Source organism: Lysinibacillus sp. CNPSo 3705 (assembly GCF_028674935.1).
Classification (GTDB): Bacteria; Bacillota; Bacilli; order Bacillales_A; family Planococcaceae; genus Lysinibacillus.
Window position 1 is genome coordinate 51,063 of record NZ_JAQZSD010000013.1, and the last position, 20,526, is coordinate 71,588.

Below are 20,526 nucleotides of genomic sequence, written 5' to 3' on the forward strand. Positions count from 1 at the left end.
AGGATGGCAATACTGAGAGGGAAAGAAAGCTATTTATTGCTCGTCACAACATTGATGCTTTCTATAATCGGCATTATTTTCGTCTATTCTGCAGGTACCTATTGGAGTGCCGTTCATTATAGTGGAAAAATGCCGTTTTATATGAAGCAAAGTCTATACTTTGCGGTAGCTATTGTAGTGTTTTTAATTACTATTCGATTAAATATTTTAAAAGAGCAGTCCTTTTGGAAAATGGCCTATATATTTTCGTTAATTTTACTAGTCCTTGTACTTATACCAGGAATTGGACTAGTTCGAAATGGTTCTCAAAGCTGGATTGGCGTAGGTCCTTTAACAATTCAACCAGCAGAGCTAACGAAAATTACAGTCATTGTATATATGAGCCATATTTTAGCGCAGCATAAAACAGGTACGTCGATCGTTAATTGGCGGCATGGATTGATTTTATTATTGCCTGTAGTACTTATTATGCTTCAGCCTGATTTTGGTTCAGTTTTTATTCTCGTTGTGTCTGTGTTTTTATTGCTTTTTGTGGCAGGGTATCCTTTAAAGCTTTATGCAATGTTCTTGATAGCTGGAATTGCTGGATTAGTAGGCTTGATTGTTACAGCACCATACCGACTAAAGCGGATAGAGGCATTTATTGATCCGTGGGTCGATCCTTTAGGTAGTGGGTTTCAGGCTGTACAATCATTAATGGCTATTGGTCCCGCTGGAATTTTCGGGCATGGTTTTGGACAAAGTAGGCAAAAGTTTTTATATTTACCTGAACCACAAAATGACTTTATTTACGCAATCATTCTAGAAGAGGTTGGATTACTTGGTGGACTTGTTATTTTAGCACTTTTCGTACTGGTGATTTATGCAGGCTATAAATTTGCAGTGCAAGCTAAAACAAGAACAGCATATTACGCAATCATCGGACTTGTAACGATGCTTGCCGTACAAGCATTTCTAAACATAGCAGTAGTGATTGGCTTAGTTCCTGTAACAGGCGTTACATTGCCTTTTATCAGCTATGGGGGAACATCTTTAGTAACAATGTGGCTAATAATAGGTATTATTTATCAATTAGCGAAATAAATATAAAGGAGGAGTACTTTTTTGGAGAAAGTAATTGACATAGAAGATCGCATACCTACGCTAAAAAAGCGACGAAAAAAGCGTACAAATCGGAAATTTATAGTGCTAATATTACTTTTCTTTACTGTGTTAGCAGTACTCCTTTATTTTCAATCTCCTTACAGTAAAATCAACAACATAACAGTCAACGGTGCTCGATTAGTAGAAGAACAATATTATATGAAGACAAGTACTCTTACAACTGGGAAGTCGATGTGGGGATTTAAAGTAGAAGACGTAGAGAAAATATTGCTAAAGGATAAATGGGTGAAAGAAGCACATGTTAAACGTAATTGGCTTCGAGGCGTGACCATAGATATTAAAGAATGGAAAAAGGTTGCGTACTTAGCTGGTGACGGTACTTATTATCCATTGCTTGAAAATGGCAAGCGCTTTGAACAAGTTGGGGATGATATTCCGATTGATGCACCTGTATTTATCGGCATAACTGGTGAAAAGACAATTAAGAAGCTCGTCAAGCAATTAGCACAATTAAACCCAGAAGTATTAGCATTAATTTCTCAAGTCAATACAAATAGTAATGAAACAAATCCTAATGCAATCAAGCTCTATATGAACGATGGCTATGAAGTTCGTGCCGTTATTCAAACGTTAGCAGAAAAACTAAATCATTACCCTTCGCTTGTGGCACAAATTCCAAATTTGGAAAAGGGGGTTATCGATTTAGAGGTCGGCTCGTATTATCGTCCTTTCAATACGGAGTACAACCAAAATATTGATTTAGATCAAGATGCGGCCAACCAGGAAGTGAAAAAAGATGAACAACAAGAAAAAGAATAGCAAAGAAAATTTCTTTTCAAGAAAACAATTTCAGTTGCTTATCGTTTGTGTAACTATGGGGTTTATCATTGGCTATTCCTACAACCAGGCAAAAGAGAATCGAGATGCAGGTTCGACTAATAAGGAGCTTTTCGAGCAAGAGGATTCTTATCGTGAGGAGTTAATTGCACAACAAGAGCGCAATAAAGAATTATCAGAAGAGGCGAATGCTTTGCAAGAAAAAATTCGCAAGTATGAAAAATCGTTTGTCGCTAGCAAAAAGGATTATACAAAGCTTGTTGAAGAAGCAGAGGATTTACGCTTGTTGTTAGGTGATTTAAATTCAGAAGGAAAAGGGATACGTATTACCCTTCAAGATGGTGATTACAATCCAAAATCAGCTAATCCTAATGATTATATCGTGCATGAAAGTCATATTTTTAAATTGCTCAATGAACTTAAAATTTCTGGTGCGCAAGCAATTGCTATTAATGGTCAACGTGTTTTAGCGAATTCTTATATACGCTGTAATGGACCAGTCATCACTATTGATGGCAAGCAACACCCAGCTCCATTCGTCGTCGAAGCTGTAGGAGATTCAGCAACATTAATAGCTGCCTTAAACTTAACTGGTGGCGTTGTGGATCAATTATTAAATGACAATATAGTTGTATCATTAGAAGAAGATCAAAAGCTTGCAATGCCAAAAGCAAAAGTAGAAAGTTAAACGATTTCAAGTCAATATTTACAGATTAAATTTGGTTATAGCCTCTAGGTAGCTTTTAGATATGCAAAGTTCAAGATCTAAGGCGTAAATCTGTGAGGGGTTACGATACGTCTAGGAGGGGCTATTTTGAAAAAAAATATGTTTACCCGAATAACGATCGTGCTATTTATTATCGGTTTGATGATAGCGGTACAATACAATACCATAAAGCAACCAGCTGAGCGAGATACACGAGATATTTGGGCCATAAGAGAGGAATTAGCAGAAGAGAAGCAAAGGCATTCCGCGTTATTAGCAGAAATTCGCTCACTTAATGAAGTAGTGGGTCGCTATGAGCAATCTGAGAAAGCAAATTTACAGTCAGCATTAAATGAAACGCTGAATCGTTTAAAACTACAGGCCGGGCTAACGGAAGTCACAAGTCCAGGAGTTATACTTCGAGTTGAACCAGCACCCGAATTAGTTGAAATGGGGTATGAAATTAAAGAAATTACACCTGATTTACTAACCCAATTACTAAATGCTCTGTTTAAAAACAATGCAGCGAGTGTCTCGATAGATGGAAATCGCGTTGTTCAGACGACAGCCATTCGAGACATAAATGGAAAGACTACAGTGAACAGTGTACCACTGTCCTCACCACCCTTTGAAATTTATGTTGGGACAAGCTCTTTTAAAGAAGCTCAAAAAATGTACAACTCGTTACAAGCTTCTACATTTATCGATTCCTTTTATTTGGATAACTTTAATTTAATAATAGAGGAACCATCTGAGCATTTAACAATCCCAGCATTTGATCAGCCATTGACAAATGATTATTTAGCAGAGGTGGAAAAAGGAGAATAATATATGTGGCTACCATTTTTAGGTTTGATATTTGGACTTGCCCTTGGCTTGTTAACAAATATACAAATACCCTCTATATATGAAAATTATCTGTCAATAGCTGTTTTAGCAGCTTTAGATACATTATTTGGCGGTATTCGTGCTCAATTACAGCAAGTATATGACGATAAAGTATTTGTATCAGGATTCTTTTTTAATATAGCTTTGGCAGCAGGATTAGCCTTTTTAGGTGTGTATTTAGGGATAGACTTATATTTAGCTGCTATTTTCGCTTTTGGAGTACGTTTGTTCCAAAATATAGCAATAATTAGGCGTATTCTACTAACTCGCTTAGATGAGAAACGTCATAAAAAGAACAAAAATTCCATAGAATGAGAGAAAAATTGAGCAAAATGCTCGATTTGCTTAGACATTATGCTGAATTTACAATAGAATGAGAATAAGAGCATTTTTTCAAGGAGGTGCAGCTAATTGAATCAGCAAGATTTATATATTTCCCTTGATATAGGATCCTCCTCTATCAAGGTATTAATAGGTGAAATGAGCGACGGGCAATTACATGTAATTGGCGTCGGAAATGTAAAATCGAATGGAGTTCGAAAAGGTGCAATTGTTGATATTGATGCAACAGTTCAATCGATTCGAAAAGCAATAGATCAAGCTGAACGAATGACAGGGTATCAAATTAATGAAGTCGTTTTAGGTGTTCCTGCTAACCAGACGATGTTACAGCTAGTTAAAGGTGTTGTCGCTGTAAATAGTGAAAATAGAGAAATTACAGATGATGATTTAGATAGAGTGGTAGAATCTGCACAAGTCATGTCAATACCTCCTGAACGTGAATTAGTAAATATTATTCCAAGACAATTTATTGTGGATAATTTAGATGAAATCAAAGATCCGCGAGGTATGATTGGTATTCGTTTAGAAATGGATGCCACAATGATCACAACTTCCAAAACACTTTTACACAATGTTTTACGTTGTGTAGAACGTGCAGGTCTTAGTATTCGAGAAATCTATTTACAACCATTAGCAGCAGGTTACTTTGCATTAACAGAGGATGAAAAAAACCAAGGTACCGCTTTCATTGATTTAGGAGGCGGTTCAACGACTATTACCGTATTCGAAGAAGGCCTGTTAACTCATACGGGTGTCCTTCCAGTTGGTGGCGATCATATTACGAAAGATATTTCAATCGTCTTAAAAACACCAACAGAACAGGCAGAACAAATTAAACATCAATTTGGACATGCCTTTTATGATGACGCATCCGACGATGAGCTCTTCGAAGTACCAGTTGTAGGGACAGATTCAACAGATCAGTACAGTCAGCGCTTTATATCAGAAATAATTGGCGCTCGTTTGGAAGAATTATTTGAGTTAGTCATCGACGAGTTAGCCCGTCTAGGTGTAAGAGATTTACCAGGCGGTGTTGTTTTGACAGGAGGCGTTGCAAAGCTTGAGGGAATTGCTCAACTGGCACGCCAGATACTGCAAACACGTGTTAGAATATATACACCTGACTATATTGGCGTTAGAGAGCCTTCATTTACGACGGCAGTTGGACTTATTCGTTACGCCTATTTAGAAGATGATTTTTATGGAAAAAGTACAAATACGCAGCCTATCGAATATGCAGTTGTAGGATCCCCTGCAGCCACACCTAAGAAGCAAGAATATGCTGCACCTTCAGAATCAAAAGGAAGCGTAATCGGAAGAGCAAAAAAATTATTTGATAAATTTTTTGATTAACTTCTTTCAGCAAATGTCCTTTGTACCGAAAGCGTAGCGACAGGTACAGAAGTCTCCACCTCTATAGGTGGTGAGATAAATTCGGATTTAAGCTACTTTTCAGCAGATGTCCAAACACCTGCTGAAAGAAGGTAATGCCTCCGGCGGATGTCACGGAATCGGAAAGGAGTTCTTAGTGAATGTTAGCCTAAAATCATCGCATCTATGCGATAACGGCTAACGGACCTGGTCTTGCAGGTCTAAGCACAAAGCCGATTCCGGACGCAATTATACCGAGGCATAATTGATCTTGAATGCGTAATGAATGATACAGAGTCGAGTTACCGTGGGAGGAAAAAGAAATGTTAGAATTTGATACAAGTGTTGATCAACTTGCAGTAATAAAAGTCATTGGTGTTGGTGGCGGCGGTAACAACGCTGTCAATCGAATGATAGAACATGGTGTACAAGGTGTTGACTTTATCGCAGTAAACACAGATGCACAAGCGCTAAATTTATCGAAAGCAGAAATAAAGCTACAGATTGGAACAAAACTTACACGTGGATTAGGTGCAGGTGCAAATCCTGAAGTAGGGAAAAAAGCTGCTGAAGAGAGCCGTGAACAATTAGAAGAGGTTCTACGCGGTGCAGATATGGTATTCGTTACAGCTGGAATGGGCGGAGGAACTGGTACTGGTGCCGCACCAGTAATCGCTCAAATTGCTCGCGATTTAGGAGCTCTTACAGTCGGTGTTGTAACGCGTCCATTTACGTTTGAAGGTCGCAAGCGACAAACACAAGCTATCGGCGGTATTGGTGGCATGAAGGAGTCTGTTGATACTTTAATCGTTATTCCGAACGACAAGCTGTTACAAATTGTTGATAAATCTACGCCAATGCTAGAGGCATTCCGTGAAGCAGATAATGTTTTACGACAAGGTGTACAAGGTATTTCGGATTTAATTGCAACGCCAGGTCTTATTAACTTAGACTTTGCAGACGTAAAAACAATTATGTCTAACAAAGGCTCAGCGTTAATGGGTATTGGTATTGCTACAGGTGAAAACCGTGCTGCAGAAGCTGCAAAGAAAGCTATTTCAAGTCCTTTACTTGAATCATCAATTGATGGCGCTAAAGGTGTCCTCATGAATATTACTGGTGGCTCAAATCTAAGCCTATTTGAAGTACAAGAGGCTGCAGATATTGTAGCATCAGCATCAGACGAAGAAGTAAATATGATTTTCGGTTCTGTTATTAACGAAAATTTAAAGGATGAAATTATTGTTACAGTCATTGCGACTGGTTTCTCAGAGGAAGCATTACAGCAACAGCGTAATACTACACGACCAACGTTAAATACAAATAGACAAGCTGCACAACAACAGCAAGCGCCGATTCGTGAGCAACGTCAAGATGTGCATGTACAGCAAGAACAACCACGCCAAAATCAACAAAATTATGTACAGGATGACATGCTTGAAGTACCAGCATTTTTACGTAACCGTAAAAATCGCGGATAAGTCAGCATCCAAACTTTAAAAAGCAAAGCTCGTATTTTACATTATGTGAAATACGAGCTTTTTTGTGTTGCTGAAAACTATTAAGTTATGAATGTTGCATCTTTATCTGTTCCAGGCTACACATTTTCCTTGGTGACGAGCATCGAGCCGCTTCCTTCATTGTGCTGTCGCTGTCACTCCGTTAAGACTATACTTTCACACTAAAACATTTGTTGTTGCTGACGTTTCACTTTAGCACAGAAAACATTTATTGCTGAAGTTTTATTATACATATCACTTTAAATTAGAGAGTGCCACGCCAGAAGATACATTCTATGTAAAGTAGTTGATTGGAGTGGAAACTGGGCGACTCCTCGGGGATCAGCGATTTAGAGGAACGGAGGCTAAAAGCATCACGTCCTGTGATAACGCCTCCGTCCAACATCGTGTCGGCCCGAGACCCTACAGTGAAGCGAAGCGGCTCATCGAACGCCCCCAGGAAGCTTTGCTCTGTGCGAAAGCGAAGCGACAGCAACAAATGTTTTCTGTAGCGAAAGCGAAGCAACAGCTACAAAGCGCCCAGTTGGAACGGAAATCAACCTCACGTTTTGCCAAAAAGCCATTTACTTTATTTAATATGACGCATAATTTCATTCATATTCCATTGATATTTTCAGTGACTTAAAAATTAATTATGTTCAAATGTGTAAGGAAAAGATGTATTTTGTCAAAACATTTTAATGAAATGATGCGATTGTTTGACAATATTTGTGGGAGTAACATGCTAACTTTGTATGTAGGAGGCGGCTGTTATGTATGGAGAATGGCTGGTGCTCATTAATACACTTTTTAATCTAGCGATACTCAAGTTTACGGCAAAAGTAACAGGGGTTTTTGTAAAGAACACGAGATTATTAATGAGTTCTATTTGTAGTAGTTTTGTAGCTGTAATTGGTGGACAAATGCTGTTAACGATGCTACTGAGCTTTATCTTACTGATCGGACTAGCTTTTCGCTTCAAGATTCGAAGCTTTCAAAAGCAAGGACCAATCGTTTTAACAGCAACAATTATTATTGGTGGATTATTAACTGCATTACAACCGTATTTAAAGAATCTTTCTGTTGTCCATTTTATAATGATTTGCCTACTACTAGCTGTTGGAAATCTTGTAGCTTTTTATAAGCAATGGGGATTTGTAAAGCTTGAGCGGTTAAGTGGTCAGTTTGTGTTTGATACGACGTTAAAAATTTTTGATGTAAAGATACCGCTTTCTGCATTTGTGGATACGGGAAATCAAGCGATTGAGCCACTATCGGGAAAACCTGTACACTTTGTCTCTTATGCAGCATTACGTCCACACTTACCTGCAGCATTTTGCAAGTCATTATTAGAATGGCAAGAAACTGATCCGTATAATGTATCCATGTTTTCAGAAGATTATCAGCGTTATATTCGATTTATTCATGTCAATACAGTACAACAGCAATCGGTTGTATTAGGTTTTCGCTTTGAAGAGTGGCATATAAAGGGGGAGGACTCACAAGTGAAAACGAATGAATATATCGTTTTAACAAAAAAGGCTAAAAATTTTCCACATAGCACAGCAGCAATTTTGCATTTTTCAGCGCTTTCAAATAACTCATAGAGGGGGAGAACTATTGCTTCTTAGGCTACTTGCTAGCTTGAAAAAATTTTGGAGTAAGTTTCGGAGTCGTGAAACGTACTATATAGGGGGAAATGATTCATTGCCAGTGCCATTAAGTCGAGAAGAAGAAGTTACAGTCATTGCATCCTTTATGAATGGTGATTTACGAGCTAGAGATACACTAATTGAACGTAATTTACGTCTTGTTGTTTATATTGCTAGACGTTTTGATAATACGGGAACGCCGATTGAGGATTTAATAAGTATTGGCTCAATCGGTTTAATAAAGGCGATAGAAACGTTCAATACAGATAAAAATATTAAGCTTGCCACATACGCATCTCGTTGTATTGAAAATGAGATTTTGATGCATTTACGTAAAACAAGTCGCATGAAGGGTGAAGTTTCACTAGATGAACCATTAAACTCCGATGCTGATGGAAACGAGTTGTTATTGTCTGATATTTTAGGTACTGAAGAGCATATTATTTTAGACAATGTAGAGAAGAAAATTGAGCGTCAACATATGTTTCATGCCATTAATTTACTAGGTGCGCGTGAACGATATATTATGGAATGTCGTTTTGGCCTCAATGGAAAAATTGAAATGACTCAAAAAGAAGTTGCTGATCATTTAGGTATTTCGCAATCCTATATTTCCCGATTAGAGAAGAAAATTATTCAAGATTTACGTGAAAATCTGAATCAGCCAATATCTTAGAGAGGGAAATTTAACCTACCTAAAATTGGTCTTGGCTTTTGTGCATATTCTCGTTTCTCTCGGACAAACTGATGTAACGGTTTAGTCAGAGAATAACATCCGGAGGAATCGAATATGCGAACTAAAGTAGATCTTTGCGGCTTAGATACATCGACTTTGCCAATTTTAAAGCACGAGGAAATGAAAGAACTATTCATTCGTTTACAAGCTGGAGAAAGTGAGATCAGGGAAGAGCTTGTAATGTGCAATTTAAGGTTAGTGCTCAGTATAGTCGGTAGATTTGCCTACAGGGGTGAACAGGCAGATGATTTATTTCAGGTAGGCTGTATTGGCCTCATGAAAGCTATTGATCATTTTGATTTGAAGCATAATGTACGTTTTTCAACATATGCTGTTCCAATGATCATTGGTGAAATTCGTCGCCATCTGCGTGATCATCATGCATTGCGCGTTTCTCGTTCTTTAAGAGATATTGCATATAAGGCAATGCAGGCAAAAGAACAATGGATAACCGATAATTTACGAGAGCCAACAATTGAAGAAATTGCTGAAATGATTGACATGAAAAAGGAAGATGTTTTATTTGCTCTAGATGCCATTCAAGATCCTGTTTCCTTACAGGAACCCATTTATTCAGACGGTGGAGACGCTGTTTATATGATGGACCAATTACGTGATGATGATGTATCGGAAGATCAATGGGTTGCCTACGTGTCAGTAAAGGAAAGTTTGCAAAAGTTAGATGATCGTCAACAAATGATTGTTGCAAAGCGTTTTTATTACGGTGAGACACAAACTGAAATTGCAAAAGAATTGGGGATTTCTCAAGCGCAAATTTCACGTCTAGAAAAAAATGCAATTGAAACAATGCAGAAAGATTATAAGTAAAAGACAATGCGCACCCGAATGCTCGGTGCGCATTTTAATTTATATCAATGGTATAAATTAAGTAGGGCTCCTCGGCAAAATGAGGGGGTGATTTCCGTTCTGACTTGGCGCTTTGTAGCTGACGCTTCTCCACTTCAATCAACGAATTTCACATAGCATAAATCCACTTCCATATCGCAATGATTTAAGTGATAAAAAAACGTTACTTTAGCAAAAGGGTTTTGTCTATGTGTCAGCGGCAAATGTTTTCTGTACGAAAGCGAAGTGTTAACGTAGCAGCAGCAATAATAGATATACAATCACGTCATTGTTATAAGTCTATTCTGTTCGTTTATAGCGTCCACTATTGAAATAAATAAAATTTATAAAAATTCTACGCTAGCGCTGATTGGAGTGGAAGGCTACTCGACTCCCGTACGAAAGCGAGTAGCCTGGAACGAAAATCACCTCTTCTTTTTGCCAAAGAGAGATTCCTTAATCATTTCATTTTCATTTAAACAACAATAAACACATAAATATAAAGAGAAAACATAGTTTGTTGAGATAAAACGATGTTGAGAGTAATTGATTTAGGGAGGGATAAAATGCGTTTCTCGATGTTACAGCAAAAAGAAGTTATTGAAGCAGGCAATGGACGCTTTTTAGGATTTGTGGTAGATGCAGAGGTATCCAAAGAAACAGGCTATGTAACGGCTTTTATGATTGCAGAACCCCGTAAATATCTAGGGTTTTTTCGCGGAGAAGAATCTGTTAGGAAAGTGTATATGAAAGATGTACTTGTAGTAGGAAAAGATGTAATTTTAGTAAAAGCACTATCCTAAAGAGAAAAATATCTAGACAAAGTAAGCAATTTTAAAGCATAGACGGGGTAAAAGTACTTTCACATAGGCCAGGCTATTCATTGATAATTCAAGCATTGCTTGTTACAATAAAAGAAACTATTGTTGTAAAGTTGGGAAAAACAGTGACAAAAATCTTAGTAAATTTGAAGAAAATTAATGATCTTATACAAACAGCAAAAAAACGTGCACATCGTGAAACAGAAAAAGTCCAAGTTATTGCAGTGACAAAAGAAGTTTCTGTAGAAAGAACACAAGAAGCAATTGATGCGGGGCTTATACATTTAGGTGAGAACCGTCCTGAAGGCTTAAATCGTAAAATTGAAACGATTCAAGCTGATGTACATTGGCATTATATCGGGTCTTTACAAACTCGTAAGGTCAGACAAGTTATTAACAGTATTGATTTTTTACATTCATTAGATCGTTTGAGTTTAGCACAGGAAATTGAAAAAAGAGCAGACAAACCTGTCAAATGTTTTGTACAAGTTAATGTATCTGGCGAGGAAGCCAAACATGGTTTATCGATTGAAGAAGTCCTGCCTTTTATTGAATCATTAAAGGATTTTACAAAAATTCAAATTGTTGGTTTAATGACAATGGCACCAAACACAGATGAGGATACAATTATTCGCTCTGTTTTTAAGCAATTAAAACAATGTCAACAGCAAATAGCCGAGCAAGGATTCGCGCACGCTCCTTGTACCGAGTTATCAATGGGCATGTCTAATGACTTTGAAATTGCGGTAGAAGAAGGGGCTACATTTGTTCGAGTTGGAACGGCTCTTGTTGGAAATGAAAGAAGGGAACAGGATGAGCATGAAAAATAAAATTAAAAATTTCTTTTATCTTGAGGAAGAACTAGAAGAAGAAATCACGCAAGCTCCTATTCAACAGCAACAACCCGTACAACAACAGCAACAGATTCAATCTGCGAAGCCTAAAAAAATGATGAAGGAGCGTAAAGCGCAAGTTCAGGAAATTTTTCCACAAAGTACAACACCTACAAACAACATAGTAAGTTTGCAGGCAGCAATGAATTCTAAAGGCGCAAAAGTTGTCTTAGTTGAACCTAGAGTTTATGCCGAAGCACAGGATATTGCTGAACACTTGAAAAATAAGCGTGCAACGATTGTCAATTTACAACGTATTGAGCGAGAGCAAGGTGTACGAATTATTGATTTTTTAAGTGGCACAGTTTATGCACTTAGCGGTGATATCCAAAGAATCGGTAAAGACATTTTCCTATGCACACCTGATAATGTAGAAGTGTCTGGCGAAATTTCAAATTTTATTTTAGACGATAATTAATAGCGAGGATTGTAGTTTATATGGATTTATGGATAATTCTAAGTTATATATCATTAGCATTTAACGTGTATTCTTATATGTTAGTTGGATATGTTTTAATGTCATGGGTACCTGCTATACAAGATTCAGCAGTTGGCCGTTTCCTTAAAATAGTATGCGAGCCTTACTTAAGTATTTTTAGGAAATTTATCCCTCCTATTGGGATGATTGACATTTCACCGATTGTGGCGATTTTTTTACTTAATTTTATTAAAAATGGGCTTTTTATTGTTATTCAAAAAATATTCTTTATGTTTTAATAAAAGAAATCCTCACGAACGGTGGGGATTTTTTATTTATGGGAAATACTAAATTTAAACAATATTTAGTGCTGATTTCCCTAGAACTTCTCAGCAGAAGAAGCAAGACCCTGAGCGAAGCGGCTCGTCGGATGCCCTGAAGCAAAAATTAACCCCATTTTGATTTTTTTATAAATCCTTAAAATACCAATGAAATGATACAAATAAAAGAGTGATAATAGAGGTGAGGTTATATGGAGCATTTAATACAGCATTTTAGGAAAGATGAACAGCCTTTCATTGAACAAGTTGTGGGCTGGCAGCATGAGGTAGAGGATCGTTATGCTCCAAAGCTTACTGATTTTCTAGATCCCAGACAGCGCTTTATTGTAGCATCGATAATTGGGCAGTATGATACATTAAAAACAGCTAGTGCTGGGCTCTTTGATGAAGCAGAAAGACAACGCATGCTAATTTATCCTACTTATTATGAGCCTATGGAGGAAGATTTTCAGCTTACAGTATTTACGATTCAATATCCTGTGAAATTTGTCCAATTACGACATCCAGATGTCCTTGGAGCTTTGTTATCTTTAGGATTGGATCGTGGCAAATTCGGTGATATTCGTGTCAATGACCATCTTGTACAATTTGTAGTAGCGATAGAGGTAGTTGAATATGTACGCTTACATTTAACAGGCATTGGCAAGGTAAAGGTACATGTAGAATCGATTAAAGAGACGGAGCCTTTGCTACAAAACGAGGATGAGTGGCTAGAAGAATCTCATACTGTTTCTTCGATGCGTTTAGATGTGATTATTTCAACGATTTTAAAAATTTCTCGCCAAAAGGCACAAGCATTAATTACAGGTAAAAAGGTACGTGTCAATTGGACTGAACGAGATTCAGTTGCTTTTGAATTACAAGAAGGAGATATTTTATCTGTACGTGGAAACGGTCGAATAAAAATTATGATGACTGAAGGTCGTACAAAAAAAGATAAAATTCGTTTGCAAATCGGTCGATTGACCCAAAAAAGCTAAAAATCAAGTGAATTCCATTAATTTTTACTGCTAAGTTGTTGGAACAATTGTATAATAGAAAGTACGAATGTACATGTAAAGGAGAGAAGGATCGTATGCCATTATCACCTATTGATATACATAATAAGGAGTTTACTAAATCTTTCAGAGGTTATGCTGAAGATGAAGTAAATGAATTTTTAGATCAAATTATCAAAGACTATGAAATTTTGTTACGTGAAAAAAAGGAAGTAGACAGACAACTAGAAATTTCCTTAGAACAAGCGAGACATTTTAACTCATTAGAGGAAACGTTACAAAAATCAATTGTTGTTGCACAAGAAGCAGCTGATGAAGTACGAAGAAATTCTCAAAAAGAGGCTAAACTCATTGTGAAGGAAGCAGAAAAAAATGCTGATCGTATTATCAATGAGGCTTTAACAAAGGCCAGAAAAGTGACAATTGAAATTGATGAGCTGAAAAAGCAATCAAAGGTATTCCGTAATCGTTTTAAAATGCTTGTAGAAGCACAGCTGGATTTATTAAATGCAGACGATTGGGACCATTTGCTACAATATGATATTGACCTTACTGAAATTCAAGCATCTGTTGAAGAAGCACAGGAAGCCGATCAAGTTTAATCCTATAGTAGGTAGCAATAAGTGAAACTTGACGTGATAGTATGATTTTCATATACTAATGTAATAGTAATTATTTAGAACACATATGCAAAATAGGCAGAGACGAAGACAGTATTTGTTAGGCGTAGTTAAGCGATTTGGGGATAGTGCGAGCCCGAACAAGCAATTAACAATGAACATCACTTCTGAGCTAAAATAACTGAATGCAGTAAGTTATTTCGTGATGCACAACGTTAACGTGCTTGAAGAGTGGTAGTACGATTTTGTGCTACAATTAGGGTGGTACCGCGAGTATAAGCTTCTCGTCCCTTTGAGGGATTGAGGAGCTTTTTTTATGTTCAAATGGCGGAAGGCTTCCTTTGGCCCTATACTTTCGTTATTGAAAAGTATTGATTTTACTAATAACTTTTCTAAAACGACTGCCGTAAATATAAGTTATGCACACCCCCTAGAAAGTGAAATCACCTCTACGTTATGGTGATGAGTCTAATAATTGTCGTTTATTGAGCGCCTAAGTGCATATGTTCTTTGTTTGTAAACATAAAGGAGGAATTGAAAAATGGTTGAGTACAAAGATACTTTATTAATGCCAAAAACAGATTTCCCAATGCGTGGAAATTTACCGGCAAATGAACCGAAGATGCAAGAAAAATGGGATGAAATGGACATTAATAAATTACAGATGGAGCGTACTAAAGGATACCCTGAGTATGTATTACATGATGGACCTCCATATGCAAATGGTGATATCCATATCGGCCATGCATTAAACAAAGTGTTGAAAGATATGATTACACGTCATCGCTCGATGACTGGCTACCATGTAAACTATATTCCAGGCTGGGATACTCATGGTTTACCAATAGAGCAAGCACTTACGAACAAAGGTGTAAAACGCAAAGAAATGTCTGTTGCTGAATTCCGTAAATTATGTGAAGAGTATGCTTACGAGCAAATCGACAACCAACGTACACAGTTCCGCCGTTTAGGTGTTCGTGGTGATTGGGAAAACCCATATATTACATTAAAGCCTGAATTTGAAGCTCGTCAAATTGAAGTTTTCGGAAAAATGGCTGAAAAAGGTTATATTTATAAAGGGTTAAAACCAGTTTACTGGTCTCCATCATCTGAATCTGCACTTGCAGAAGCAGAGATCGAATATAAAGATATTAAATCGCCTTCTATTTATGTAAGCTTTGCGATTAAAGATGCTAAAGATGTTGTCCCAGCAGATGCTAAAATTATCATTTGGACAACAACACCTTGGACAATTCCGGCAAACTTAGGTATTTCTGTAAACCCTGAATTTATCTATGTAGTTGTTGCAGTTGCCGATAAAAAATTCATCATTGCAAAAGAATTATTAGCAACAGTTGCAAACGAACTTGAGTGGGAATCGTATGAAGTTGTTCAAGAAGTTAAAGGTGAAGCATTAGATCGAATTGTTGCACAGCATCCATTCTACGACCGTGAGTCTCTTGTGATGGTTGGAGAGCACGTAACTGCTGAAGCGGGTACTGGCTGTGTTCATACAGCACCAGGACACGGGGAAGATGACTATCATATTAGTAAGCAGTATGGTCTACCAATTCTTAGCCCTGTTGATAATAGCGGCTGCTACACAGATGAAGCACCTGGTTTTGAAGGTGTATTCTACAATGATGCAAACAAATTAATTACAGAAAAATTAAAAGAAGTCGGTGCATTAGAAAAGCTTAGCTTCTTTACACACTCTTATCCACATGACTGGCGTACAAAAAAACCAGTTATTTATCGTGCAACACCACAATGGTTTGCGTCAGTTGATGCATTCCGTGATGAGTTACTAGACGCTGTAAAATCAACAACATTTACACCTGCTTGGGGTGAAACTCGTCTTTATAATATGATTCGTGACCGTGGAGACTGGGTAATTTCACGTCAACGTGCTTGGGGTGTGCCAATTCCAATTTTCTATGCTGAAAATGGTGAACCAATTATTACACCAGAAACAATTGCCCATATCTCTGCATTATTCCGTGAGCATGGGTCAAATATTTGGTTCCAAAAAACAGCTAAAGAATTATTACCGGAAGGCTTCACGCATGCAGGTAGCCCGAACGGTGAATTTACAAAAGAAAACGATATTATGGACGTTTGGTTTGACTCAGGTTCTTCTCACCAAGGTGTATTAGTAGAACGTGGTATGAAATATCCAGCTGATCTTTATTTAGAGGGCTCTGACCAACACCGTGGATGGTTTAACTCATCATTAATTACTTCTGTAGCTATTAATGGCTATGCACCATATAAGGGACTATTAACTCATGGTTTCGTGCTAGATGGTGAAGGTCGTAAGATGAGTAAATCGTTAGGGAATGTAATTATCCCGAAAAAAGTTATGGATCAATATGGAGCAGATATTCTTCGTTTATGGGTTGCTTCTGTAGATTATACAGCCGACGTTCGTATCTCAATGGATATGTTGAAGCAAGTATCTGAGGTTTATCGAAAAATCCGTAACACATTCCGTTTCTTACACGGAAATGTAGCTGATTTCGATGCAACGAAAGATCGAGTAGCATATGAGGATCTTCGTGAAATGGATCAGTACGTTTATATGCGTCTACAGGATGTATTAAAAACTGTACGTGCTGCATATGATCGCTATGATTTCGCAGCGGTTTATCATGCAGTGAATAACTTTGTTGCAGTAGAACTATCTTCATTCTATTTAGATATTGCAAAAGATGTAGTGTACATCGAAGGCCATGACAACAAAGATCGCCGTGCGATGCAAACAGTTATTTATGATACATTAATGACATTAGTAAAAGTAATGTCACCTATTATTCCTCATACAAGTGACGAGATGTGGTCTTACTTACATGCTCAAGGTGTTGTAGAAGAGGTATCTGTACAATTAACAGACTTCCCAGAGGTAGATGAACATGCAAACTTCGAAAGTCTACGTGCAAAATGGGTGAAAATTATTGATGTTCGTGACGATATTTTAAAAGCATTAGAGGAAGCTCGTAATGCAAAAACAATTGGTAAATCACTTGAAGCCAAAGTGACAGTTTATGCGAAAGAAGATGTGGCAGCATTATTAAATGATGCAAGCATTGATTTTGCACAGCTTTCAATCGTTTCTGCTTTTGAAGTAGCGTCAATTGAAGCCGCACCTGCAGATGCATTAGCTCTAGAGCATGCATCGATTGTTGTAGAAAAAGCAACAGGTGAAAAATGTGAGCGTTGCTGGTCTATTTCTGAAACAGTCGGTTCAAACGAAGCACAACCAACAGTGTGTGCTCGTTGTGCAGAAGTTGTAGAAAAGTATTACGTTTAATATAACAATAGTAATGCAAACAATAAAAATTTCTAGGTAATGATTAACGCAAGTCTCCTTGGTAATAGGGGCTTGCGTTTTTTTGAAGGCCGAGAGCGACGGATGAAAATCAAAGGGACGGAAAGAACAGAAGAAGCGACGGATAGAGCAGCCAAAATCGTGGATAGAATGGTCAAAGTCGTGGATAGAACCACCAAGATCGTGGATAGAGTAGCCAAAGCGATGGATGAAAACCAGAGCGACGGAAAGAAGAGTCGAAGCGACGGATAGAATGGCCAGAGCGACGGAAAGAATAGCTGAAGTGACGGATGAAAACTAGAGTGACGGAAAGAAGAGCCGAAGTGACGGATGAAAACCAGAGCGGAAAGAAGAGTTGAAGCGACGGAAAGAACAGCCGAAGCGACGGAAAGAGAGTCCAGAGCGACGGAAAGAAGAGCCGAAACGATGGATAGAACAGCAAAAGTCGTGGATAGAACCACCAAAATTGTGGATAGAGTAGCCAAAGCGACGGATGAAAACCAGAGCGACGGATAGAAGAGTCGAAACGATGGATAGAGAAGCAAAAGTCGTGGATAGAGTAGCCAAAGCGACGGAAAGAACAGCTGAAGTGACGGATGAAAACTAGAGCGACGGAAAGAAGAGCCGAAACGACGGATAGAGAGTCCAGAGCGACGGAAAGAAGAGCCGAAGCGACGGATAGGAGGTCCAAAGCGACGGATGAAAACCAGAGCGACGAAAAGAAGAGCCGAAACGATGGATAGAACAGCAAAAGTCGTGGATAGAACCACCAAAATCGTGGATAGAGTAGCCAAAGCGATAGACAGCACACCAAACATTCGCAGGAAAGCGCCGAGTAGGAACGAAAATCCCTTCACACAATGGTATTGATCTATATTTTCATGCTATATTAGTTATTCTGAGATGGGCTGTTATGGTAGAATAGGTTAGATGTTGAGCGAACGGAGGAGTGTCTGTGTATAAATATTATGGATTGGCCGCATTTGTAGTTATTTTAGATCAGTGGACAAAATGGCTAATTGTGAAAAATATGGAGTTTGGTGAACGAATTTCAGTATGGGATCCGTGGTTTGGGATATTGTCTCATCGAAATAGAGGAGCGGCATGGGGAATGTTAGAAGGACAAATGTGGTTATTTAGCATTGTCACGATAGGCGTTATTTGTGCGATCCTGTACTTTTATCATAAAGAGGCTAAAGGTAAACCTATTTTTCAAGTAGGCTTAATGTTTTTATTAGGTGGAGCTGTAGGTAATTTTATTGACCGTATTTTTAGAGGTGAAGTGGTCGATTTTGTAAGTGTCTTAATTCCAGTAATTAATTATGATTTCCCAATCTTCAATATTGCAGATGCTGCTTTAACATTGGCGGTAGTGATATTAATGATTGGCTTAATCGTTGAAGATAAAAAAGGAAAGAAACAGGTGAAAGAATGACGCAAGTATCATATACAATGGAAGAACAACAACAGGGAGAGCGCATTGATAAGGCGCTTTCGGGTGTGCAATCAGAGTGGTCGCGTACACAAATCGGGAATTGGATTACTGAGGGTATTGTCAAAGTAAATGGAGAGACTGTTAAGGCGAAGTATAAGGTAAAAGTAGGGGATATTATAGAGATTGATGTACCCGAAGCAGAGCCATTAGATGTGATTGCTGAAAACTTAGACCTTGATATTGTTTATGAAGATGCAGATGTCCTTGTTGTGAATAAACCAAAAGGCATGGTTGTCCATCCAGCACCTGGACATATGACAGGTACGCTTGTAAACGGCTTAATGTATCATTGCAAGGATTTATCGGGCATTAATGGTGTTATGCGACCAGGAATTGTTCACCGTATCGATAAAGATACATCAGGATTATTAATGGTTGCGAAAAATGATGCAGCTCATGAATCGTTAGTGAATCAGCTAGTCAATAAAACAGTGACACGTAAATATACTGCGCTAGTTCACGGGCACATTGCACATGACAAAGGCACAATTGATGCACCGATTGGTCGCGATCAAAAAGATCGTCAAAAACAAGCAGTTGTCGATAAAGGGAAGCATGCGGTAACTCACTTCCAAGTTATCGAACGCTTTGGTGAATACACGCTTGTAGAATGTCGCTTAGAAACGGGACGAACTCATCAGATTCGTGTGCATATGAATTATATTGGATTCCCACTTGTTGGTGACCCAAAATATGGACCGAAAAAGACAATCGACTTTGGTGGACAAGTATTACACGCGGGTGTATTAGGCTTCGATCATCCAACATCAGGTGAATATTTGCAGTTTGAAGCACCAATTCCTGCTGATTATGAACAATTATTAAACGATTTAAGAAATAGGCATTGACGTATAGTAAAAGAAGGTCTATACTAACGAAAGTGAATGAACAACTTAACTAAATATTCACCTTTAAAGACAGTCCAGAGAGGCTGAGAAGGTACATGTGAATGTGTTGTAAAAAATTTGTGCTGCAAATTTTTCAACATACTATTTAAACACGTATATAACCCTCTCAGGCCATTCGCCTTGAGAGGTTTTTTTATGGACACATGGCCAACAATAAATAAAAGAGAGGAGGAAACTACATGGCACAAAATGAGCTATTAGATGGCCCATCTATGGCAAGAGCGTTAACACGCATTGCACACGAAATTATTGAACGTAATAAAGGAATCGATGAATGTATTTTAGTTGGTATTAAAACACGAGGTGCCTTTCTTGCAAGACGTCTTGCAGAACGAATTGAAAAAATTGAAGGTAAACCGATCCGTACAGGGGAGTTAGACATTACCCTTTATCGAGATGATTTAACGACAAAGCATGATAATGAACAGGCACATGTTGAACAAGTAGATATTGATGATGTGGTCGTTAATCAAAAAATTATTTTAGTCGATGATGTACTTTACACAGGACGTACAGTACGAGCAGCACTTGATGCAGTAATGGATTTAGGGCGACCTTCACAAATTCAACTTGCGGTCCTGATCGATAGAGGTCATAGAGAACTACCAATAAGAGCTGATTATGTTGGCAAAAATGTACCAACATCTGGCGCTGAGCGTATTATCGTAAATTTACAAGAGGTAGACGGAGAAGATGGCGTCATTATTTTTAAAGAAGACTAAC

The 20,526-nt window shown here is 38.0% G+C and carries 22 protein-coding genes and 1 other annotated feature; of the genes, 21 read left to right on the plus strand and 1 reads right to left on the minus strand.

Annotated elements, in window-relative coordinates:
* Positions 1-3: 3 nt before the first annotated feature.
* The 18 genes from ftsW (at position 4) to ileS (ending at position 17,382) form a co-directional block, all read left to right on the plus strand.
* Positions 4-1,083: a putative lipid II flippase FtsW gene (ftsW, locus tag PVA17_RS07975; RefSeq protein WP_132357551.1), complete on the plus strand. Its 1,080-nt coding sequence runs from the start codon at positions 4-6 to the stop codon at positions 1,081-1,083.
* A 21-nt stretch (positions 1,084-1,104) separates the two neighbouring features.
* Positions 1,105-1,923 (plus strand): cell division protein FtsQ/DivIB, encoded by an 819-nt coding sequence (locus PVA17_RS07980; protein WP_132357549.1) that lies wholly within the window; start codon positions 1,105-1,107, stop codon positions 1,921-1,923.
* Positions 1,901-2,629, plus strand: a complete 729-nt coding sequence (locus tag PVA17_RS07985) for a DUF881 domain-containing protein (RefSeq protein WP_132357547.1) — start codon at positions 1,901-1,903, stop codon at positions 2,627-2,629. Before PVA17_RS07980 ends, PVA17_RS07985 begins: the two co-directional genes overlap by 23 nt.
* A gap of 126 nt (positions 2,630-2,755) precedes the next feature.
* Entirely contained in the window at positions 2,756-3,475 is a 720-nt protein-coding gene (locus PVA17_RS07990) for a DUF881 domain-containing protein (RefSeq protein ID WP_132357545.1), read from the plus strand.
* Positions 3,476-3,478: 3 nt separating this feature from the next.
* Positions 3,479-3,850 (plus strand): small basic family protein, encoded by a 372-nt coding sequence (locus PVA17_RS07995; protein ID WP_132357543.1) that lies wholly within the window; start codon positions 3,479-3,481, stop codon positions 3,848-3,850.
* A gap of 96 nt (positions 3,851-3,946) precedes the next feature.
* On the plus strand, positions 3,947-5,230 hold the full coding sequence (gene ftsA / locus PVA17_RS08000) for a cell division protein FtsA (RefSeq protein WP_274067376.1): 1,284 nt from the start codon (positions 3,947-3,949) through the stop codon (positions 5,228-5,230).
* 341 nt (positions 5,231-5,571) lie between these two features.
* A complete protein-coding gene (gene ftsZ, locus PVA17_RS08005) occupies positions 5,572-6,729 on the plus strand; it encodes a cell division protein FtsZ (RefSeq protein WP_100544024.1) in 1,158 nt (385 codons plus the stop codon).
* A gap of 334 nt (positions 6,730-7,063) precedes the next feature.
* On the plus strand, positions 7,064-7,393 hold the full coding sequence (locus PVA17_RS08010; protein ID WP_274067377.1) for a hypothetical protein: 330 nt from the start codon (positions 7,064-7,066) through the stop codon (positions 7,391-7,393).
* Between the two features lie 127 nt (positions 7,394-7,520).
* On the plus strand, positions 7,521-8,354 hold the full coding sequence (locus PVA17_RS08015) for a sigma-E processing peptidase SpoIIGA (protein WP_248718106.1): 834 nt from the start codon (positions 7,521-7,523) through the stop codon (positions 8,352-8,354).
* A gap of 13 nt (positions 8,355-8,367) precedes the next feature.
* On the plus strand, positions 8,368-9,075 hold the full coding sequence (gene sigE / locus PVA17_RS08020; RefSeq protein WP_049668349.1) for an RNA polymerase sporulation sigma factor SigE: 708 nt from the start codon (positions 8,368-8,370) through the stop codon (positions 9,073-9,075).
* Between the two features lie 114 nt (positions 9,076-9,189).
* On the plus strand, positions 9,190-9,963 hold the full coding sequence (sigG, locus tag PVA17_RS08025; RefSeq protein ID WP_132357537.1) for an RNA polymerase sporulation sigma factor SigG: 774 nt from the start codon (positions 9,190-9,192) through the stop codon (positions 9,961-9,963).
* Positions 9,964-10,547: 584 nt separating this feature from the next.
* A complete protein-coding gene (locus PVA17_RS08030) occupies positions 10,548-10,784 on the plus strand; it encodes a PRC-barrel domain-containing protein (RefSeq protein ID WP_049668351.1) in 237 nt (78 codons plus the stop codon).
* A 143-nt stretch (positions 10,785-10,927) separates the two neighbouring features.
* Positions 10,928-11,632: a YggS family pyridoxal phosphate-dependent enzyme gene (locus PVA17_RS08035; RefSeq protein WP_337993603.1), complete on the plus strand. Its 705-nt coding sequence runs from the start codon at positions 10,928-10,930 to the stop codon at positions 11,630-11,632.
* Positions 11,616-12,113: a cell division protein SepF gene (locus PVA17_RS08040; RefSeq protein WP_132357533.1), complete on the plus strand. Its 498-nt coding sequence runs from the start codon at positions 11,616-11,618 to the stop codon at positions 12,111-12,113. The genes PVA17_RS08035 and PVA17_RS08040 overlap by 17 nt, the downstream gene beginning before the upstream one ends.
* Before the next feature lie 20 nt (positions 12,114-12,133).
* Positions 12,134-12,412: a YggT family protein gene (locus PVA17_RS08045; protein WP_132357531.1), complete on the plus strand. Its 279-nt coding sequence runs from the start codon at positions 12,134-12,136 to the stop codon at positions 12,410-12,412.
* A 233-nt stretch (positions 12,413-12,645) separates the two neighbouring features.
* Positions 12,646-13,434, plus strand: a complete 789-nt coding sequence (locus PVA17_RS08050) for a YlmH family RNA-binding protein (protein ID WP_274067379.1) — start codon at positions 12,646-12,648, stop codon at positions 13,432-13,434.
* Positions 13,435-13,529: 95 nt separating this feature from the next.
* Positions 13,530-14,054, plus strand: coding sequence for a DivIVA domain-containing protein (locus tag PVA17_RS08055; protein ID WP_132357526.1), 525 nt, complete (start codon positions 13,530-13,532; stop codon positions 14,052-14,054).
* Positions 14,055-14,144: 90 nt separating this feature from the next.
* Positions 14,145-14,367 (plus strand) — a binding site (T-box leader).
* 246 nt (positions 14,368-14,613) lie between these two features.
* Positions 14,614-17,382 carry an isoleucine--tRNA ligase gene (gene ileS / locus PVA17_RS08060; protein ID WP_274067380.1) on the plus strand — a complete coding sequence of 923 codons (2,769 nt, stop codon included), beginning with the start codon at positions 14,614-14,616 and terminating at the stop codon, positions 17,380-17,382.
* A gap of 32 nt (positions 17,383-17,414) precedes the next feature.
* On the opposite strand, the gene PVA17_RS08065 is transcribed toward ileS, so the two are convergent.
* Positions 17,415-18,218: a hypothetical protein gene (locus PVA17_RS08065; RefSeq protein ID WP_274067381.1), complete on the minus strand. Its 804-nt coding sequence runs from the start codon at positions 18,216-18,218 to the stop codon at positions 17,415-17,417.
* A 137-nt stretch (positions 18,219-18,355) separates the two neighbouring features.
* Between PVA17_RS08065 and lspA the strand changes: the two genes are divergently transcribed.
* The 3 genes from lspA (at position 18,356) to pyrR (ending at position 20,525) form a co-directional block, all read left to right on the plus strand.
* Positions 18,356-18,835, plus strand: a complete 480-nt coding sequence (gene lspA / locus PVA17_RS08070; protein WP_132357522.1) for a signal peptidase II — start codon at positions 18,356-18,358, stop codon at positions 18,833-18,835.
* On the plus strand, positions 18,832-19,743 hold the full coding sequence (locus PVA17_RS08075; protein ID WP_132357520.1) for an RluA family pseudouridine synthase: 912 nt from the start codon (positions 18,832-18,834) through the stop codon (positions 19,741-19,743). The genes lspA and PVA17_RS08075 overlap by 4 nt, the downstream gene beginning before the upstream one ends.
* Positions 19,744-19,982: 239 nt before the next feature.
* The gene (pyrR, locus tag PVA17_RS08080; RefSeq protein WP_274067382.1) at positions 19,983-20,525 is read left to right on the plus strand and encodes a bifunctional pyr operon transcriptional regulator/uracil phosphoribosyltransferase PyrR; all 543 of its coding nucleotides are present in this window, start codon (positions 19,983-19,985) and stop codon (positions 20,523-20,525) included.
* The last annotated feature ends 1 nt before the right edge of the window (position 20,526 follow it).

Coding starts and splice junctions, on each gene's coding strand:
- ftsW (WP_132357551.1), top strand. CDS start 4: ATGGCAATACTGAGAGGGAAAGAAAGCTATTTATTGCTCGTCACAACA.
- PVA17_RS07985 (WP_132357547.1), top strand. CDS start 1,901: ATGAACAACAAGAAAAAGAATAGCAAAGAAAATTTCTTTTCAAGAAAA.
- PVA17_RS07995 (WP_132357543.1), top strand. CDS start 3,479: ATGTGGCTACCATTTTTAGGTTTGATATTTGGACTTGCCCTTGGCTTG.
- ftsZ (WP_100544024.1), top strand. CDS start 5,572: ATGTTAGAATTTGATACAAGTGTTGATCAACTTGCAGTAATAAAAGTC.
- PVA17_RS08015 (WP_248718106.1), top strand. CDS start 7,521: ATGTATGGAGAATGGCTGGTGCTCATTAATACACTTTTTAATCTAGCG.
- sigG (WP_132357537.1), top strand. CDS start 9,190: ATGCGAACTAAAGTAGATCTTTGCGGCTTAGATACATCGACTTTGCCA.
- PVA17_RS08030 (WP_049668351.1), top strand. CDS start 10,548: ATGCGTTTCTCGATGTTACAGCAAAAAGAAGTTATTGAAGCAGGCAAT.
- PVA17_RS08040 (WP_132357533.1), top strand. CDS start 11,616: ATGAGCATGAAAAATAAAATTAAAAATTTCTTTTATCTTGAGGAAGAA.
- PVA17_RS08045 (WP_132357531.1), top strand. CDS start 12,134: ATGGATTTATGGATAATTCTAAGTTATATATCATTAGCATTTAACGTG.
- PVA17_RS08050 (WP_274067379.1), top strand. CDS start 12,646: ATGGAGCATTTAATACAGCATTTTAGGAAAGATGAACAGCCTTTCATT.
- PVA17_RS08055 (WP_132357526.1), top strand. CDS start 13,530: ATGCCATTATCACCTATTGATATACATAATAAGGAGTTTACTAAATCT.
- ileS (WP_274067380.1), top strand. CDS start 14,614: ATGGTTGAGTACAAAGATACTTTATTAATGCCAAAAACAGATTTCCCA.
- PVA17_RS08065 (WP_274067381.1), bottom strand. CDS start 18,218: ATGTTTGGTGTGCTGTCTATCGCTTTGGCTACTCTATCCACGATTTTG.
- PVA17_RS08075 (WP_132357520.1), top strand. CDS start 18,832: ATGACGCAAGTATCATATACAATGGAAGAACAACAACAGGGAGAGCGC.
- pyrR (WP_274067382.1), top strand. CDS start 19,983: ATGGCACAAAATGAGCTATTAGATGGCCCATCTATGGCAAGAGCGTTA.